Below are 18,921 nucleotides of genomic sequence, written 5' to 3' on the forward strand. Positions count from 1 at the left end.
ATAAGGTAATTTATGCAGCGAAGCATATTTGTAACAAAGAAAACAAAATTTATTAACTTGAAAGATTAAAGCCAAAACAAAAAAAACAATTTATATCTTTAACAAAAATTTATGTGGGCCCTGCTAACGGTGGCATAGTTTTTAACGTACATTAGTTTAAAAATTTGGATGAATACAATTATTAGTTTTATGAAAAGAAATTATAAAATACTTCTTGCAATTGTTGTCTTATCGGTAACATTATTTGCATTTAAAATGAAATCAGGAGTAGATTCTAATCCTGATAAAGACAAGTTGCTTTTAGAATTGTTGACTTTTGTGATTGAAAAAGGGCATTACGATCCTGCAACTATAGATGATACATTTTCTAAAGGAATATACAAGGACTATATTCAAGCGTTAGATCCATCAAAACGGTTTTTCTTGCAGTCAGATATCGATGAATTTTCAAAATTTGAAACTGAGTTGGACGACCAATTGTTGAATAAAGACTTGACATTTTTTAGTCTTACGTATGATCGTTTGATGAAAAGAATGGAAGAAAGTAAAAAGATATACAAAGGAATTTTAGATACTCCTTTTGACTATACTGTAGACGAGAGTTTTAATACTGATTATGAAAAAGCACCTTATTCTAAAAATGTGTCAGAGCTTACTGAAAGATGGAGGAAACAAATCAAATTATCAACTTTGTCTTCTTTGACAGATCGTTTAAAAATTCAAGAAAATAAAGGCAATGTTGATAAGGACAGTCTATCACACGATAGTAAAACAGAAAATGTAATCGATAATAAGTTAGAAAAAATAAAACTGCAAGAAGAGGCTGACAATAGTAAGCCTAAAACTTTTGTGGAATTAGAAAAAGAAACTCGTGATAATGCTAAGAAATCATTAGATGAGTACTTTGGTTTTATGAATGATTTAGATCGGGATGATTGGTTTTCAGTTTATATTAATTCGATAACAGCTCGTTTTGATCCACATACGAATTATTTTGCACCGGAAGAAAAAGAACGTTTTGACGTTAGCATGAGCGGGAAATTGGAAGGTATTGGAGCCCGTCTTCAAAAGAAAAATGATTTCACCGAGATTTCAGAGCTTATTTCCGGAGGTCCAGCTTGGAGAGGAAAACAACTTGAAGCGGGAGATTTAGTAATGAAAGTAGCTCAAGGAAATGGTCAGGCTGTTGATGTCGTTGGGATGCGTCTTGATGATGTTGTTAAAAAAATTAAAGGACCTAAAGGTTCTGAAGTTCGTCTTACCGTAAAAAAAGTGGACGGTACAATTAAAATTATTTCTATAATAAGAGATATTGTTGAGATTGAAGAAACCTATGCTAAATCTAGTGTGGTTAACAAAAACGGATTAAAATACGGAGTGATTTATTTGCCTAAGTTTTATATTGATTTTGAAAACAGAGACGGTAGAGATGCAGGAAAAGACATTGCTTTAGAAGTTGAAAGGTTGAAAAAAGCCGGTGTTAATGGAATTGTCTTAGATGTTCGTGATGATGGGGGAGGTTCGCTTTCAACTGTTGTAGACATTGCAGGATTGTTTATAGAGCAAGGTCCAATCGTTCAAATTAAATCTGCAGGAAGAAAAAAAGAAGTTCTTTTTGATAGAGACAAGAAGATTGAATGGGATGGTCCGTTAGTAATAATGGTAAATAGTTTCTCAGCTTCGGCTTCAGAAATATTGGCTGCGGCAATTCAAGATTATAAAAGGGGAATTATCGTAGGTAGTAAACAAACGTACGGTAAGGGAAGTGTACAAAATGTGATTGATTTAAATCAATTTGTACGTAGCAGTGATGTAGGTGATTTAGGTGCATTAAAAACTACAACTCAAAAATTTTATAGAATTAACGGCGGTTCTACTCAGTTAGAAGGAGTGAGTAGCGATATTGTGATGCCAGATAGATATGCTTATTTAAAAATGGGGGAGCGTGATATTGATAATGCGATGCCATGGGATAAAATAGAGCCTGCAGAATATACTGTTTGGGACAAAACAACTAATTTTAATAAAGCAATTGTAAATAGTAAAAAACGTATTGAGCAAAACCCGCAATTTAAATTGATTGAGGAAAATGCAAAATGGATTGACAGTCGTAGTGAGGATAATACCTATAGTTTGAATATGGAAAAATTCAAATTGGCACAAAATGCGATCGAAGAAACGGCTAAAAAATACAAGCCTATTTCAAAATATAAAAATGCTTTACAGTTTGCTTCTTTGCCTTATGAGGTATTGGAAACTACTAAGGACAGTATCTTAAAAGAAAAGCGCGACAGATGGCATGAAAGCTTGTCTAAAGACGTTTATGTTGAAGAAGCATTAAATGTATTGGATGATTTGCAATCTACAGTTGGTTTTAAAAAGAACCTTCCAGCTAAAATAAAAAAAGAAAAACTAGCGAAATCATAAGCGTAGCCTTCTTTAAATGAATAACACCACACAATCTTTAACAGCTATTGCGCTCCATAAATTCAAAAAGAATTTTTGGGGCGTTTTTAGTTTTGGGTTTATCCTAATTTTGCTTTTTATTTCCATTTTTGCCTATGTTTTGGCACCGGATAATTCAGAAAACGCAAACCAGATGCATTTGTCGATTCATTCAAAACCACCTGGTTTTACAGTGAATATATTGTCGATCCCACTTGATGGAATACCAGAGAAATCTTTTTCAAATTATTTTCTTGGTTTTCCTAATACAGTTACTGAGGTCGCAATTGAAAGTTACAAAATTATAGGCAACACCATCGAGTATGTCGAATATTCGGATGAGCCCTCTTTGAAAATCGTAAAACAGCTTGATTTGGATGCCTTTTCGGGCAAAGAATCTATTGCATCGGTCGAACAGGATTTGATTAAGAACCGAACGTTTTACCTTGGAACAGATAAGTACGGAAGGGACTTACTAAGCAGAATGTTAATTGGTTCTAGAGTCTCAATTTCTATTGGGATTGTAGCGGTATTAATATCGCTAATTGTGGGGATCTTTTTTGGAGCAATTGGTGGCTATTTTGGTGGTAAAGTAGATGCCCTTATTATGTGGCTTGTCAATATCATTTGGTCTATTCCTACACTTCTTTTAGTTATTGCGATTACTTTGGCTCTTGGGAAAGGGTTTTGGCAGGTTTTTGTGGCTGTTGGTTTAACGATGTGGGTCGAAGTGGCACGTGTGGTTAGAGGTCAGGTTATAAGTGTTAAGGAGATGCAATATGTAACTGCCGCAAGAGCACTTGGTTTTGGAGATTTCAGAATTATATTCAATCACATCTTACCTAATATTATGGCACCGGTAATTGTAATATCGGCAGCAAATTTTGCTTCAGCTATTTTAGTGGAAAGTGGATTGAGTTTTTTGGGTTTAGGTGCACAGCCTCCAATACCAAGTTGGGGAAGTATTATTAAAGATCACTACAGTTACATTATTCTTGGAAAACCATATTTGGCAATGGTTCCAGGCGTTGCAATAATGATGTTGACATTAGCTTTTATGATGATGGGAAATGCATTGCGTGACGCACTTGATGTAAAGGATTAATAAGGTTTTGTTAACTTTAATATTTGTGAAATGAAATGTAAAAATTTGTTTATTACATCACTTTTTCTAGTTGGTTTAACAATAAGTTCTTCTTGTAAAAGGGAATTCGATAGTGCTAATGATTATACTGGATTCAAAGATAGCTTGATGGTGGAGGCTACTAACATTGGACTTGAAGATGTTGGTAACGATAAAAGCAAAACATTTGATTTCTTGCCAACGTCGACTACGGGGCAAATTATTAAGCATGAGTATTATACGTTATCATATAGTGAAAAGGCAGAGCAGGCGGAATGGATTGCTTATGAGCTGAAGAAAAGATATCTGAAAAAGAATAATTTTCAAAAACCGTTTTTTAATGAAGACTCTAAAGTAAAGACTGGTTCTGCTGATTGGAGAAATTATAAATCATCAGGTTATGACAAAGGCCATCTTTGTCCAGCGGCTGATATGGGATTTGATAATAGTGCTTATAATGATACTTTTTTGACATCAAATATATCGCCACAGGATCATGATTTTAATGCTGGAGTTTGGAATAGACTAGAACAAAAAGTGCGTTATTGGGCGTCTATGTATAATGGAGTATATGTTGTTACTGGCGGTATTTTAGGAAATAAAATTGGAACAATAGGAGATGAGGCAGTTGTTGTACCTAGATTTTTTTATAAAGTTTTATTAGATAATTCAAACGGTGAATATAAAATGATCGCTTTTTTAGTGCCTAATAAAAAAAGCGATAGACCTTTATATAACTTTGTTGTTTCTGTGGATAGCTTGGAAAAAATGACAGGAATTGATTTTTTTCCTAATTTGGAAGACAAAATTGAAAATAGTTTAGAAAAGACAAATGATTATAAAGCATGGCTTTTTAACTAATTTTCATTTAGAAGAATCGGTATTTACCACTCATTTACTTTGTTGGCATCCATTTTTAGGAAGATAAAAAGTAAAATAGTAAAGCCCCACAATCCAGATCCCCCGTAGGAAAAGAATGGTAGTGGCACACCAATTGTGGGAAAAATTCCAATAACCATTGCGATATTCACAAAGAAGTGGGTAAATAAAATACCGGCAACGCAGTACCCGTAAACTCTACTGAATTTTGTTTTTTGTCTTTCTGCCAGATAAATTACTCTTAGGAATAAGCCAACAAATAATGCGATTACCACTAAAGAGCCTGCAAAACCCCATTCTTCTCCTACAGTGGTAAAGATGTAATCCGTATGCTGTTCCGGTACAAATCCTCCTTTAGTTTGTGTTCCTTCAAGAAAACCTTTCCCTATCCATCCTCCGGAGCCTATGGCGATTTCAGATTGATTGGTGTTATATCCAATTCCTTTTAAATCTACTGTTTTACCCAGCAAGATATTAAATCGATCGCGATGATGTTGCTTGAAAACATTTTGAAATACATAGTTTACGGACAAAACAAATCCTGACATTACGGCAAAGAGAATTGCGCTTAAAACGATGTTTCTATCGGATAATCTTGATTTGAAATGGATAATAATAATGACTAGTAAAGCAATCAATATAACATATTGTGGCTCTAATAATAGGGTGAGCATAAAAAGTAAAATGGTAATGAACCCAGTCCAGATATACCATGCGGGTAATCCTTCTCGATACAGCACAATAAGAAATACGCTATATATTAATGCACTTCCTGGATCGGGTTGCGGTAGGATAAGAAGGACTGGTAAAAATACGATTGCAAGTGCCTGGATCTGACGATTGACTTCTTTTAAGTTGATCTGGGAATCGCTTAAATACTTAGCTAGAGCAAGTGATGTAGCCGCTTTTGCAAATTCAGAAGGTTGGATTGTAAAGCTCCCGATTGCATACCAACACCTTTGTCCCGCAATAGTTTTTCCAAAGAGAAACAAGCCTACCAATGATAATAGAGAAACTCCAAAGATTATACTGGCATATTTTTCATAAAATTTCCCGTCGATACCTAGAATAATGAAAATGAGAGGGATAGTCAATAATATAAATACAAATTGTTTTTGGTAGGTATCCTCAATAGAAGACAATGATGAGGAGTATATATTCAACCAACCCATTATTACTAATGCGCTGTATATAATAATACAAGTCCAGTCAAGGTTTTTCTTTATGCTTTGATTTTTCATTTGGAATGAATCACTTATTAATTTTCCTGAGTAGAGTCTATTGCTATGTCTATTTTTTGCACTTTCTTTTTAACCGTAGAATCTTGAGGAGTACTTTCAATAGCATCGGCCTCCTTCATACCACCTAATATAGCATACCGATCTTTCAAACTGATATTTAAGACCCTAGTTTCTAAATCTGTTCTGGTAATTTTTTTTCTAAGATATTTTTCGATCATTAAACTAGCAATAGGTCCTGCTATGGCTGCTCCAAACCCCCCGTTTTCTACAAGGATCGCAATGGCAATTTTGGGGTTATCCTTTGGTGCAAACGCTACAAAAATGGAATGATCTTGTAGCTTTACTCTTTTTCCGCCAATTTTCGTGTAATTTTCTGCAGTTCCCGTTTTACCAGCAATATCTATACCCTCAACACGAAGGGAGCTTGCCGTTCCGACATTATAAACGTCAAATAAGCCACTTATCATGGGTTTAAAGTATTTTTTATCGATGGTGGTTACATGTTTTTCAGTAAACTTTTTGTCGATACTTGCTCCTTTGATTTTTTTGATTATATGAGGGGTATAATAATACCCTTCATTAGCAACTGTAGCCATCATATTAGCCAATTGAATAGGAGTCATTAAGACTTCTCCTTGTCCAATTGAGTTAGAAATAATGGTAGTGCCTCTCCATCCGCCGTTAGGGTAGATTTTCTTATATGTTTTAGAGGTCGGGATATTTCCTTTTTTTCCAGTAGGCAAATCATATCCCATGTAATCGCCTAATCCAAAGCTTTTAACGTGATTGCTCCATACGTCAACAGCATATGAAGGTTTTGTATATTTAGCTATAGTTCTCAAATAAACATTTGCAAAATAAGTATTACAGGAATTATAAATTCCATTATGCAAATTATGTGGTCCAAAACCATGGCATTTCATAAATCGTCCTCTTGCATAACTAAAACCATGATGACACATAAAAGAAGTTTGCTCATCGACAACCTGTTCTTGCAATCCAATAAGGCCTGTTAGGATTTTAAAAGGAGAGCCAGGAGGGTACTCTGCTAACAATCCCCTGTCATAAAGTGGTTTTGCAATCGAGTCGTAATACAATAAGGTGTAGTTTTTAGAGCGCTGTCTTCCAACGAGAATTGAAGGGTCGTAAGATGGTGCGGTGACAAGAGCTAATATTTCCCCTGTTTTAGGCTCAATGGCTACGATTCCTCCTCTTTTATTAATCATCAACTGTTGCCCATATTTTTGGAGCTCTGCATCCAGAGTAAGGTTTATATCTTCTCCTTGTACAGCGATAGTGTCATATTTTCCGTCTTTGTACGAGCCTATTTCTCTATTGTATTTGTCTTTTTGAAAGTATTTAACGCCTTTAATTCCGCGCAGAACTTCCTCGTAGCTTTCTTCAACTCCTTGGCGGCCAATTAAATCTCCGCTGTTGTAATATGGGTTTTTAGCAATTAATTTTTCGTTAACTTGAGTTATAAAGCCAAATACATTTGCGCCAAAATCTACTTCATAATCACGTAAAGAACGTTTTTGGAAATAGAAACCTTCGAACTTTCTTATTTTTTCTTGAAATGCAGCGAATTCACTTTTGTTTAATTGGGGTAAAAAAACGGATGGCAGGCGGGGACTGTATACCTTGGCTTTGGCCATTGTTTTTATAAAGTCCTCTTTTGTTATGTTTAATAATTGGCAAAATTCTAAAGTATCGATATTTTTTAATTCCCTTGGAATTACCATTATATCATAAGATGCCTGATTTGCTACTAATAACTTCCCGTTTCTGTCATAAATATAACCTCTTTCTGGGTAGTCATATTTTATTTTAATCGCGTTATTATCTGATTTTAATTTGAAGGTGTCATTTATGACCTGCAAATAAAAAATCCGTATCACTAGCAATAATGCTGCAACAATAATGATAGAAGGCAGCAGGAGTTTTCTCATCTTTTATTGGGCTTAATAAGGTATATTATTATAATACAGCTAATGATCGTAAATACTGTACTTAAAACTGTTCTTAGTAGGATGTCCCAAAAGAAACTAACTTGAAAGGCTTCTAAAATGAACAGTGTAATATGATGGATAACAACGGACATCAGTATAAATGAAAAACGTTCAGGTGTTAAAACATCATTTAATTTTATGGTTTGATATTCATAACTAACACCAAATGAAAATTTAAATATTGTAGGTCGCACATATGCTAAAACTAGGCAAGCCGTAGCGTGAATTCCTCCTGAATTAGAAAACAAATCCATAGTCAAGCCCAACAGAAAACTGGCTAATAATAGACCAGACCTATTTCCATTAACTGGATATAGTATTATAAACAGTATGTATGGTAATGGGATTATGTATCCCAAAAAATTCATATTGTTGAATATAACTATTTGAACGGCCAATAACAAAATAAACCGAGAAATATTGAGTAAAAAAGTGCTATTCATCCTTCTTTCCTTTTTCTAGATTATTAAGTTCGTCACGATCTTTGCTCTTTATAATGTATACATGGCCCAAATTAGTCATGTCGTTAAAAAGCTTTATATCTAAAGTATAATAATTTGTTTTGTTATCGATGTAAATTTTATTAATTGTACCAATGTTGATGTTTTCTGGAAAGATTACAGATTGCCCACCTGTTACGATGGTATCTCCTTTTCTTACCGATGCTAATCGAGGTACATCTATTAACTGAACAAAACCAGTGCTTTTTCCATTCCAGACTAATGATCCAAAATGATTGGATTTTTTTATTTTGGCGTTGATTTGGGACCTAACATTTAGGATGCTGATAACTGTCGAATATTTAGGAGATGTCTTATCTATTATACCCACAAGTCCTAAGTTATTGACAACTCCCATATCAGATTTTATACCTTGTAAAGAGCCTGAATTTAATGTTAAAAAGTTCTCATGGACGTTATAGGAATTATGAATTACTTTAGACACTACTACATCTTCTGGTAGTTCCACCTTTAAATTCTTAAAATTCTTTATTGCAACAGAGTCTTTGGTTTTAAACAATATGCTTTTTAGTCTGGCATTTTCAATGGCCAAGGCGTCATTTTGAGATCGTAAATTTAGATACTCACTGACGTTGTTGATTTTTTCATAAACACCACCGCTTAAAAAATTAGCGGAAGTAATTATTTTGCTTTTATGGTAAGAATGTGCTTGTATCGTAAGCAAAAACGAAATGCATAATAACAGCAAAAACAGTAGTCTACTACTGTTTTTGAATATAAAATTAAATATTTGCTGCATTCTCTTGTTTGATTATTTTGTTTCAGGATACCCCTTTGTACGCAATATTCTAAAGATCTTATTTTATTAAGATACTTTTGAATTTAGCAAGGTTTTTAAGTGCCATTCCTGTTCCACGAACTACTGCTCTTAACGGATCTTCTGCAATATATACAGGTAAGTCTGTTTTTTGAGAGATTCTTTTGTCTAATCCTCTTAACATAGATCCTCCACCTGCAAGATAAATCCCAGTGTTGTAGATATCTGCTGCTAATTCAGGAGGGGTTTGAGATAGAGTTTCCATAACTGCATCTTCAATTCTTTGAATTGATTTGTCCAATGCTTTTGCTATTTCTCTGTAGGAAACTTCAACCTGTTTTGGTTTACCTGTAAGTAGATCTCTTCCTTGAACAGACATGTCTTCAGGAGGTGTTTCCAAGTCTTCAATAGCTGCTCCAATTTGAATTTTTATTTTTTCTGCAGTACTTTCTCCAACAAAAAGGTTGTGTTGAGTGCGCATATAATATACAATGTCATTTGTAAAAACGTCACCTGCAATTTTAACGGACTTGTCACATACAATTCCGCCTAATGCAATTACCGCAATTTCAGTTGTTCCACCACCTATATCAACAATCATGTTTCCTTTAGGCTGCATAATGTCAATACCGATACCGATAGCTGCTGCCATTGGCTCGTGAATTAGATAAACTTCTTTCCCGTTAACTCTTTCACATGATTCTTTTACCGCTCTCATTTCAACCTCAGTAATGCCAGAAGGGATACAAACCACCATCCTAAGGGCTGGCGTAAACATTCTCTTTTTTAGTGCAGGTATGCTTTTGATGAACATGTTGATCATCTTTTCAGATGCATCAAAATCAGCAATTACACCATCTTTCAAAGGTCTAATTGTCTTAATGTTTTCATGTGTTTTTCCCTGCATCAAGTTGGCTTCTTTACCAACTGCAATGATCTTACCCGATATTCTATCGCGGGCAACGATCGATGGGCTGTCAATTACAACTTTGTCATTGTGTATGATCAAAGTATTAGCGGTACCAAGGTCTATCGCAATATCCTCGGTCATGAAATCAAAAAATCCCATAAATTATTTAGGGTTAAAAGTTATAAAATAGCAACGCGCAAAGTTAAACAAATTAATGCTTAAAATGACGTGTGCCTGTAAATACCATAGCAAGTTTATTTTCATTGCAGTAATTGATGCTCAATTCATCTTTTATGGATCCTCCAGGTTGAATTACGGCAGCTATACCAGCGTTCTTTGCAATTTCAACACAATCTGGAAAAGGGAAAAAAGCATCACTTGCCATCACAGCTCCGTTTAAGTCAAACCCAAAAGTTTTTGCTTTTTCAATTGCTTGCATTAAGGCATCAACTCTTGACGTTTGTCCTGTTCCTGATGATATAAGTGTTCCGCTTTTCGCAAACACAATCGTATTTGATTTTGTGTTTTTACAGATTTTAGAAGCAAAAATTAAATCCTCAACTTCTTGTTCTGTAGGACTGGTTATAGTAACGGTCTTCAGATCTTCTTTATTGTCTGTAATATTATTTCTTTCTTGAATAAGAAGTCCGTTTAAACAAGATCTAACTTGTTTTTGAGGTAATTCTACTTCATTTTGAACTAAAATAATTCTATTTTTCTTTTCTTGTAAGATGGTAATTGCCTCTGCATCATATTCAGGAGCGATAACTACTTCACAAAATAATTTGTTTATTTCGATTGCTGTAGGGACATCAATTTTAGTATTGGCAATAAGGACACCACCAAATGCTGATGTTGGGTCGCATGCCAATGCAGCAACGTAAGCTTCGCTTATTGACTTTCTTGTAGCCAGACCACAAGCGTTGTTGTGTTTTAAGATGGCAAAAGTAGGTCCGTCAACTTTAAATTCGTTGATCAAGTTTACAGCAGCGTCTACATCAAGTAAGTTGTTGTATGATAATTCTTTTCCGTGTAATTTTTTGAACATAGCATCAAAATCACCGAAGAAAAATCCTTTTTGATGTGGGTTTTCTCCGTATCTCAATATTTGCCCATTAGCAACGCTGGCTTTGAAGATAGTTTCATCAGTATTGAAATAATTAAAAATGGAAGTGTCATAATGTGAAGAAACATGAAAAGCTTTTGTTGCTAATAATTTTCTTTCAGCAAGAGTAGTCGCTCCATTTTGTTCTGTGATCAAATCCAATAGCATTGCGTATTCATCAACTGAAGCTATAATTACAGTGTCTTTAAAGTTTTTTGCGGCAGCACGAATTAGTGAAATTCCACCAATATCTATTTTTTCAATGATGTCAGCTTCATTTGCTCCTGAGGCAACCGTTTTTTCAAAAGGGTACAAATCAACAATAACTAAATCAATTTGGGGAATATTAAATTCCTCCATTTGTTGCACATCACTTTCATTATCTTGACGGTTTAATATACCTCCAAAAACTTTTGGGTGTAATGTTTTTACTCTTCCACCAAGTATTGAAGGGTAAGAAGTGACATCTTCAACTGGAACAACGGGTATTCCTAAGTTTTTTATGAAATCTTCTGTTCCGCCTGTAGAATATAAAATTACATTTTGAGAATGTAGTTTTTTTACAATTGGTTCAAGACCTTCTTTTGAAAATACAGAAATTAATGCAGATTGAATCGTTTTAGTTGTGTTCATTATGTAGTTATAATTATAAAGTGCAAAAATAGTTTTTTTTTGATTACAAATTTCAATGTAGAGTTGTAACATTTTCTTAAATAGTTATACCAATCTATAGTTCTAGTTTTTATTAGGAATTTGAATAATATTTACAGAATTTTACCATATCGCAAAAATAATTTTATGTTAGTATATCTTCGTTTATTAAAAGAAAGTTTTGCCTTTGCGTTGAATGCACTGCGCAGTAATATTTTAAGGACTTTGCTATCTTTATTAGGCGTAACTATTGGGATTTTTTCAATTATTGCTGTCCTAGCCGCTGTGGATTCTTTGGATAGGAAAATAAGTAAAGATTTGAGTAGTTTAGATAAAAACACCATTTATCTAATTAAATTTTCATTTGGTCCAACAGATGTTCCGCAATGGAAAAGAGAACAATTTCCTAATGTTAAGTATGATGAATATACCTATATGAAAGGGGCTATGACTAATACCGATGAATTAGGTTACCAAATTTTCACTAAAAGAGAATCTATAAAATACGATTCAAAAACTGTAACTGACGTTAATATGGTACCTGTTTCCTATGAATTTATCGATATTCAAGGATTAGAGTTTGAAAAAGGAAGGTTCTACAATGAATCAGAAGCAAATTCTGGGTCAAAGGTCATTGTTCTGGGAAATGAAATTGCAAAGTCTCTATTTGACGAATCGGAACCCATTGGAAAAAATGTAAGGGTATATGGTCAGCGTTTTACCGTTATTGGTGTTTTGAAAAAACAAGGTGCTGGATTATTTGGAGATAGTAATGACACCTCTGCTTTCATACCGGTTAATTTCATACGGCAGTTGTATGGTGATAACAATACTTCCCTGACTAATGTGATCGTTTTTAAGCCTAATAAAGGAGTGGATATGGGTGCCTATAAGGCAGAGATTTCTCAAAAACTGAGAGCTTTCCGAGGATTGAAGGCGGGAGATTCTGATAATTTTTTTATAAATGTTTTCTCTGGTTTTACTGATTTAATTGATGGTATTATATTAAATATGAAATTTGGTGGATGGGTGATAAGCCTTTTTTCTCTATTAGTTGGTGGTTTTGGAATTGCCAATATCATGTTTGTGTCAGTGAAAGAACGTACAAACTTGATAGGGATTCAAAAATCATTGGGTGCCAAAAATAGATTCATATTGTTTCAGTTTTTATTCGAAGCCATCATACTATCGGTTATTGGTGGAATAATAGGGCTGCTTTTAGTGTGGATTATTGCTTTGGTATTAACTAATGTACTGGAGTTTGAATTTGTTTTAGGTATGGGTAATGTTCTATTGGGAACATTGTTAGCGGCAATAATCGGGTTGATTTCAGGAATTCTTCCAGCTATTTCTGCATCAAGATTAGATCCTGTCGAGGCCATCAGGACTGGAATGTAAATAACTAAACGACCAGTATTGTTGTGAACATTGGGATTTGTTGTAGTTCATTTATACTATTCTTAACACACAAGGGCTTTCATTTTTGTAATTTTGATTTCTAATAAAAAAGTGAAATTATGACAGCAATTAAAGCTTATGCAGCGTACGATGCGGAAACTCCACTAAAACCGTTTTCTTTTGAAAGAAAGGATATTGGAGAGAAACAAGTGCAAATAGAGATACTTTATAGTGGTGTGTGTCATTCAGATATACATACGGCAAAAGGAGATTGGGGACCGGCTATTTATCCATTAGTCCCTGGACATGAAATTGTTGGTAAAATTACAGCAGTTGGTAGTGGAGTAACTAAATTTAAAGTCGGAGAGTTAGCCGGAGTAGGTTGTTTTGTAGACTCTTGTAGAACTTGCCATAGTTGCAAAGCAGGTGATGAACAACTTTGTGACGAAGGAATGACTGGAACTTACAACAGTTATGAAAGAGGCACTAAAACACCTACTTATGGAGGGTATTCAACAAGTATTACTGTTGATGAAGATTACACATTGCATATTTCAGACAAATTAGAGCTTTCAGGAGTTGCTCCTTTGTTATGCGCAGGTATTACGACCTATTCTCCATTACGTTATTTAAAAGTAGGTAAAGGACACAAAGTAGGAGTTCTGGGCTTAGGAGGTTTAGGACATATGGCTGTTAAATTTGCGGCCTCTTTTGGAGCCGAAGTTACCATGTTGAGCCACTCTCCATCCAAAGAAGCTGATGCCAAAAAATTAGGAGCACACCGTTTTGCTTTAACTTCTGATCCTAAAGTTATGGAGTCATTAGCAAATGAATTTGATGTTATTCTGAACACCGTTTCAGCAGATCATGATTACAATGCATACTTAAATTTATTGAATACTAACGGAACAATGATTATTGTTGGAATTCCATCTACTCCAGCAGTTATTCCTGCAGCGACTTTAGTGATGAAACGCAGAAGTATCATGGGAAGTTTAATTGGTGGAATAGCAGAGACTCAAGAAATGTTGGATTATTGTGCAGAACATAATATCACATCTGATGTGGAAGTGATCAATATGGATTATATTAATGAAGCTTACGAGCGTATGAATAAAAGTGATGTCAAATATCGTTTTGTGATTGATATGGCTTCTTTGAAGCAATAATTAGTTATTAAATAGCTGCTATTAAAGCAAAAAAAATCCCGATTTATATCGGGATTTTTTATTTATCTAATATCGTTATTTTGAATCAAATCTATGTACAAGTTAATCTTGTCTTTCAATTCTTTTCTTGGCGTTATAAAATCTAAGAATCCATGTTCTAAAAGAAACTCTGCAGTCTGGAATCCTTCGGGTAAATCTTTACCTGTTGTGTCTCTTACTACACGTGGTCCTGCAAACCCAATTAATGCACCTGGTTCAGAGATATTGATATCTCCTAACATTGCGTAAGAAGCAGTTGTGCCTCCTGTTGTTGGGTCAGTACATAATGAAATGTAAGGAATTTGTGCTTCAGCAAGTTGGGCAAGTTTTACAGACGTTTTAGCTAATTGCATCAAAGAATAAGCCGCTTCCATCATTCTCGCTCCACCTGATTTTGAAATCATTACAAAAGGAATGTTGTTTTTGATAGAATGATTAATTCCTCTCGAAATTTTCTCACCTACTACAGCTCCCATAGATCCACCAATAAAGGCAAAATCCATACAGCAAATCACTAATTCTTTACCTTTTGATTTTCCAACTGCAGTACGCACGGCGTCTTTAAGTTTGGTCTTTTCCATCACGTCTTTAAGTCGGTCTGCATATTTCTTTGTATCAACAAAGTGCAAAGGGTCTTTTGAAGTTAAGTTTTTATCTAATTCAACAAATTCATTGTTGTCGAATAAAATTTCAAAATAGGTAGCGCTACCAATTCTAACGTGAAAACCGTCTTCGGGACTTACGAATAAGTTGCGTTCGAGTTCATCTGCATCAATGATTTTTCCGGTAGGTGATTTATACCAAAGACCTTTTGGAACATCCATTTTGTCTTCAGTAGCCGTCGTAATTCCTTTTTCTTTTCTTTTAAACCAAGCCATAAATTTCTTATTTATTTGTTTTAGATTTCAGGTTTAAAGTTATGGAACTTGAAACCTGAAACTTAAAACTTGAAACTTTTTAATTATAGTGTATTCACGTTGTTTAAGTCAGCAAATGCTTGCTCAAGTCTTGCGTTGAAAGTCAATTCGCTTTCACGTAACCATTTTCTTGGGTCGTAATATTTCTTGTTTGGAATATCAGAACCATCAGGGTTTCCGATTTGTGTTTTTAAATAATCAATATTTTTAACCATGTAATCACGAATACCTTCAGTAAATGCAAACTGTAAATCAGTATCAATATTCATTTTTATCACACCATAACTAATACCTTCTCTGATCTCTTCTAAAGTAGATCCAGAACCACCGTGAAATACAAAATCAACTGGATTAGGACCGGTGTTGAATTTCTTTTGTACGAAATCTTGAGAGTTCTTTAATATTTTTGGAGTTAGTTTTACGTTTCCTGGTTTGTAAACACCATGTACATTTCCAAAAGCTGCTGCAATTGTAAAACGAGGGCTTATTTTTGAAAGCTCTTCGTATGCAAACGCTACTTCATCAGGTTGAGTATATAGTTTTGAACTATCAACATCTGAGTTGTCAACACCATCTTCTTCACCACCAGTAATTCCAAGTTCGATTTCTAGTGTCATTCCCATTTTGCTCATTCTGGCTAAGTATCCTTTGCAGATTTCAATATTTTCTTCAATCGGTTCTTCCGATAAATCAATCATGTGTGAGCTGAACAGTGGTTTTCCAGTTGCTGCAAAATTTTCTTCTGAAGCATCTAAAAGACCGTCGATCCAAGGTAATAATTTTTTTGCACAATGGTCAGTATGTAAAATTACTGTTGCTCCGTAAGCTTCTGCCAAAGTATGGATGTGTTTTGCTCCTGCAATTCCACCAGCGATTGCTGCTTTTTCGTCTACATTAGAAAGTCCTTTTCCTGCATTGAACTGTGCGCCTCCATTAGAAAATTGGATAATAACTGGTGCATTAAGCTTTGCAGCTGTTTCAAGAACGCCGTTTATTGTGTTTGATCCCGTAACATTTACTGCAGGTAGAGCAAATCCTTTTTCTTTCGCATAATTGAAAATTTCCTGTACTTGATCCCCTGTAGCTACGCCCGGTTTGATATTGTGTGCCATTTTAATTTTTTTTAGTTGGTTCTTCTAGTTTTTAGTTTAAGACTGCAAAAATAAGAATTAATTAGCATTAGAAGGGGTAATTTATCCCAAAATTTAAAACTGAGTGGGCAAAGTTATACTCACGAAACCATTTTTCACCAGTTTCATTCGCGGGATTGTAAGTTTTAAAACCAAAATCAAAACGAAGAACAAAAAAATTTAAATCGTATCTTAATCCAAAGCCAGTACCCAAAGCGATGTCTTTTAGACTTTTGAAACCAGTGAATGTGGACTTTTCGTCAACCACATTATCATAGACGTTCCAGATATTTCCTGCGTCAGCAAAAAGTGCTCCTTTTAAGTCCCCTAAAATTTTAAATCTAAATTCGCTGCTTAATGCAATTTTCATGTTTGCTTCATTAAAGTCATTCGTAGCTCCGCTGCTTCCAGGTCCTAAACTATAAGGTTGCCACGCTCTATTGTCGTTTGACCCTCCGGAGAAGTAACTTCTCGAAAAAGGAACGTTATCAGAATTTCCAAATGGTATGGCGATTCCAAAAAAGGTTCGTACAGCAAACACTTTTTCCTTGGTTAAATCCCAATGTTTGATATAGTCAAATTCCGTTTTTATGTATTCTGAATATTCTAGATTAAATAGTTCATATTTGCCATTTTCATTTACGCTCTGGTTTGTGGTATTTGAAATTAGAGACAGTAATGAGCCTGCAGATTCAATTTTTGTTTTAAATAGATAAAAGGTATTGTCTAGTAAATCTGTTTTAGTTGTTTTAGTAAAAGTGAAGTTGGTTGCAAGAATAAAATCATTCTCTGTAAGTCTCACTCTTCTTTCCTCGATGCTTTTTACGTCTGCATAAAAGGCGTCAGAAGGAAGCAAATCTGTTCTTAATGATAAAACATCATTTATGAAACCTGAAGTTCCACTTTCAATTATTAAATTTTTTTTGGTGTCGTTGTCAAAATATGTTGACTCCGTATTGTATATTTTTCCAATAGCGTTCAAGGCATCATAGGAAGATCCATATACATTGAAGTAATTTTTAGGGTTTAAGTTTCGAACAAATTGCACGTTGAAAAGGTCGAAGCGTGCCGTGGTATTTTTCATCGGAGTCCAATTATAAGAAAATGACCCTGTAAAATTTTCTTTGTCTAACCCAATATTTTGCTGTCTAGCAAAACCTACAGCCATAAGGGTTGATGGAATCATGCTTTTCTTGATGATTTTTTCTGTAGAGAAAGGCATGAAAATTCGTGGAAAATTTAATTTTAAATCAAGTCCGTATTCGGAAACATTAAAGAATTGATTGTTTGGGTTTGCTAAGTCTTTAGATGATCCAATATTGCCACGTGCTGATATTTCGAGTGTTTCGGCACCGTTAAAAACATTTCGAATAGTTTCAGAAATACTTAATGCAATTCCGATGTCTTGAATGTTAGAATGCGTGACGTCTAGTGACGTCCCAAAACTATATTTTTTACGGGGTGTTAAATAAATTTTAGCGATTAAGGAGGTGCTTGTTGTGTCTCTGGAATCGATTTCATATTGGATACTCGGGTAATTAAAAATCTTTAGATTGTTTAAATACCGTGTCGTTAAAACAGTTTTGTTGTCGGCAAAAAGCCCTCCTTTTGTTATAAAAATAGCATCAGTAATGGCATGCGGTTTATATTTTAATTTTTCATGACTGTAGAAATTAAAGTTTTTGTAGGTTGTGCTATCGGTTATTTTTAAACTAGTGTTGTTAGGTGAGTAATCGGTATAAATATTAACATCACTTATTTTATATATTTTAAAAGGTTCAGTTCTGGTTGAATCTTTTTCCTGATAGGAGTAGTCATTGATGATTAGATTTACATCTGCTTTGTTTTTTTTGTTAATCGTGTCAATGTCAAAATTAACATAAGTGGGCTGGAAAAAATAAACGCCATTATTTCTAAAGTGCGTAGCAATTCTATTTTTTTCGTCTTCAAAATCGACTGTTCTGTATTGTTTACCAGATTTAATGACACTGTTTGGTCTGATGGTTTCATACAATGAGTCTAAAACAGCTGTGCTAATACTTGTTTTTATAGTATCAAGTAAATAGCCGCTTCCAGTGTTAATTGCGTATTTTACTATTGCTCTTTTAATACTTAGCGTATCTATTTCGTTGTTTGCTTCTACATCAAAAAAACCATTGTTGAAATAGTAGTATTTTAAGCGCAATATTGATTTGTCAGTTTTTTCTTTCTCAATAGTAACAGGTGGTTCCCCTGTTGTTTTTAAGAAATCATGAATTCCATGATACCAAAAAGATTTTCCAAGGCGATCGACTTGTTTTGCTGATAGCCACTTTGATTTTCTTTCGTATTTCCCCGGATTATTAGTAAATTTGGCTTGGTAAGTAGAGTCAGGATTTAGGTTCGCTAAATTGTAGAGGTTCAAACGCAAACGATAGCCCAATAACAAAGTGCTGTTGGGTTTTTGATACAGTTGATTAAAGATGTTTTCTTCCTTAGTAGCTTTGCCATTTACCGTAATTTGATTTTTCGTCAGGAGTTGTTTTCCGTCAGGAACTCTTTTTTCAGCATTACACGCTGAAATTAGTGTTGCAATTAGGATAAATGCTGCTATTTTTGTTGAAATTTTTCTCAAGTGTTCTAATATA

14 protein-coding genes are annotated in these 18,921 nt (G+C 34.4%); 5 read left to right on the forward strand and 9 right to left on the reverse strand.

Annotation, left to right across the window (positions count from 1 at the left end; translation table 11 throughout):
- The first annotated feature begins 168 nt into the window (after nt 1–168).
- From HJ01_RS05065 to HJ01_RS05075, 3 genes are all read left to right on the forward strand, one after another.
- Entirely contained in the window at nt 169–2,427 is a 2,259-nt protein-coding gene (locus tag HJ01_RS05065) for a carboxy terminal-processing peptidase (protein WP_007137240.1), read from the forward strand.
- A 16-nt stretch (nt 2,428–2,443) separates the two neighbouring features.
- Nucleotides 2,444–3,550 carry an ABC transporter permease gene (locus HJ01_RS05070; protein ID WP_007137241.1) on the forward strand — a complete coding sequence of 369 codons (1,107 nt, stop codon included), beginning with the start codon at nt 2,444–2,446 and terminating at the stop codon, nt 3,548–3,550.
- Nucleotides 3,551–3,697: 147 nt separating this feature from the next.
- On the forward strand, nt 3,698–4,429 hold the full coding sequence (locus HJ01_RS05075) for a DNA/RNA non-specific endonuclease (RefSeq protein WP_007137242.1): 732 nt from the start codon (nt 3,698–3,700) through the stop codon (nt 4,427–4,429).
- Nucleotides 4,430–4,452: 23 nt separating this feature from the next.
- On the opposite strand, the gene rodA is transcribed toward HJ01_RS05075, so the two are convergent.
- Genes rodA through purH form a run of 6 tightly spaced genes read right to left on the reverse strand, consistent with a single transcriptional unit; the run spans nt 4,453 to nt 11,623 of the window.
- On the reverse strand, nt 4,453–5,688 hold the full coding sequence (gene rodA, locus HJ01_RS05080; protein WP_007137243.1) for a rod shape-determining protein RodA: 1,236 nt from the start codon (nt 5,686–5,688) through the stop codon (nt 4,453–4,455).
- Between the two features lie 17 nt (nt 5,689–5,705).
- On the reverse strand, nt 5,706–7,637 hold the full coding sequence (gene mrdA, locus HJ01_RS05085; RefSeq protein WP_007137244.1) for a penicillin-binding protein 2: 1,932 nt from the start codon (nt 7,635–7,637) through the stop codon (nt 5,706–5,708).
- On the reverse strand, nt 7,634–8,140 hold the full coding sequence (locus HJ01_RS05090; RefSeq protein WP_007137245.1) for a hypothetical protein: 507 nt from the start codon (nt 8,138–8,140) through the stop codon (nt 7,634–7,636). The genes mrdA and HJ01_RS05090 overlap by 4 nt, the downstream gene beginning before the upstream one ends.
- Nucleotides 8,133–8,957 carry a rod shape-determining protein MreC gene (gene mreC / locus HJ01_RS05095; RefSeq protein WP_007137246.1) on the reverse strand — a complete coding sequence of 275 codons (825 nt, stop codon included), beginning with the start codon at nt 8,955–8,957 and terminating at the stop codon, nt 8,133–8,135. The genes HJ01_RS05090 and mreC overlap by 8 nt, the downstream gene beginning before the upstream one ends.
- 58 nt (nt 8,958–9,015) lie before the next feature.
- Nucleotides 9,016–10,044, reverse strand: a complete 1,029-nt coding sequence (locus tag HJ01_RS05100; protein WP_007137247.1) for a rod shape-determining protein — start codon at nt 10,042–10,044, stop codon at nt 9,016–9,018.
- A gap of 52 nt (nt 10,045–10,096) precedes the next feature.
- On the reverse strand, nt 10,097–11,623 hold the full coding sequence (gene purH, locus HJ01_RS05105) for a bifunctional phosphoribosylaminoimidazolecarboxamide formyltransferase/IMP cyclohydrolase (RefSeq protein WP_007137248.1): 1,527 nt from the start codon (nt 11,621–11,623) through the stop codon (nt 10,097–10,099).
- 165 nt (nt 11,624–11,788) lie between these two features.
- On the opposite strand from purH, the gene HJ01_RS05110 reads away from it, so the two are divergent.
- Nucleotides 11,789–13,039, forward strand: coding sequence for an ABC transporter permease (locus HJ01_RS05110; protein ID WP_007137249.1), 1,251 nt, complete (start codon nt 11,789–11,791; stop codon nt 13,037–13,039).
- Between the two features lie 119 nt (nt 13,040–13,158).
- Nucleotides 13,159–14,208 (forward strand): NAD(P)-dependent alcohol dehydrogenase, encoded by a 1,050-nt coding sequence (locus HJ01_RS05115; protein WP_007137250.1) that lies wholly within the window; start codon nt 13,159–13,161, stop codon nt 14,206–14,208.
- A gap of 62 nt (nt 14,209–14,270) precedes the next feature.
- Here HJ01_RS05115 and accD read toward each other — a convergent pair whose 3' ends face one another.
- The 3 genes from accD to HJ01_RS05130 all read right to left on the reverse strand — a co-directional run bounded on the left by accD (nt 14,271) and on the right by HJ01_RS05130 (nt 18,908).
- Nucleotides 14,271–15,125 carry an acetyl-CoA carboxylase, carboxyltransferase subunit beta gene (gene accD / locus HJ01_RS05120; RefSeq protein WP_007137251.1) on the reverse strand — a complete coding sequence of 285 codons (855 nt, stop codon included), beginning with the start codon at nt 15,123–15,125 and terminating at the stop codon, nt 14,271–14,273.
- Nucleotides 15,126–15,208: 83 nt separating this feature from the next.
- Nucleotides 15,209–16,276: a class II fructose-bisphosphate aldolase gene (fbaA, locus tag HJ01_RS05125; RefSeq protein ID WP_007137252.1), complete on the reverse strand. Its 1,068-nt coding sequence runs from the start codon at nt 16,274–16,276 to the stop codon at nt 15,209–15,211.
- Between the two features lie 67 nt (nt 16,277–16,343).
- Entirely contained in the window at nt 16,344–18,908 is a 2,565-nt protein-coding gene (locus HJ01_RS05130; protein ID WP_007137253.1) for a BamA/TamA family outer membrane protein, read from the reverse strand.
- Between the last annotated feature and the right edge of the window lie 13 nt (nt 18,909–18,921).

The organism is Flavobacterium frigoris PS1 (assembly GCF_000252125.1).
Classification (GTDB): domain Bacteria; phylum Bacteroidota; class Bacteroidia; order Flavobacteriales; family Flavobacteriaceae; genus Flavobacterium; species Flavobacterium frigoris_A.

Bases quoted from the DNA above. Each gene is read 5' to 3' on its own strand.
- HJ01_RS05065 (WP_007137240.1), top strand. From the start codon at position 169: ATGAATACAATTATTAGTTTTATGAAAAGAAATTATAAAATACTTCTT.
- HJ01_RS05070 (WP_007137241.1), top strand. From the start codon at position 2,444: ATGAATAACACCACACAATCTTTAACAGCTATTGCGCTCCATAAATTC.
- HJ01_RS05075 (WP_007137242.1), top strand. From the start codon at position 3,698: ATGGTGGAGGCTACTAACATTGGACTTGAAGATGTTGGTAACGATAAA.
- rodA (WP_007137243.1), bottom strand. From the start codon at position 5,688: ATGAAAAATCAAAGCATAAAGAAAAACCTTGACTGGACTTGTATTATT.
- mrdA (WP_007137244.1), bottom strand. From the start codon at position 7,637: ATGAGAAAACTCCTGCTGCCTTCTATCATTATTGTTGCAGCATTATTG.
- HJ01_RS05090 (WP_007137245.1), bottom strand. From the start codon at position 8,140: ATGAATAGCACTTTTTTACTCAATATTTCTCGGTTTATTTTGTTATTG.
- mreC (WP_007137246.1), bottom strand. From the start codon at position 8,957: ATGCAGCAAATATTTAATTTTATATTCAAAAACAGTAGTAGACTACTG.
- HJ01_RS05100 (WP_007137247.1), bottom strand. From the start codon at position 10,044: ATGGGATTTTTTGATTTCATGACCGAGGATATTGCGATAGACCTTGGT.
- purH (WP_007137248.1), bottom strand. From the start codon at position 11,623: ATGAACACAACTAAAACGATTCAATCTGCATTAATTTCTGTATTTTCA.
- HJ01_RS05110 (WP_007137249.1), top strand. From the start codon at position 11,789: ATGTTAGTATATCTTCGTTTATTAAAAGAAAGTTTTGCCTTTGCGTTG.
- HJ01_RS05115 (WP_007137250.1), top strand. From the start codon at position 13,159: ATGACAGCAATTAAAGCTTATGCAGCGTACGATGCGGAAACTCCACTA.
- accD (WP_007137251.1), bottom strand. From the start codon at position 15,125: ATGGCTTGGTTTAAAAGAAAAGAAAAAGGAATTACGACGGCTACTGAA.
- fbaA (WP_007137252.1), bottom strand. From the start codon at position 16,276: ATGGCACACAATATCAAACCGGGCGTAGCTACAGGGGATCAAGTACAG.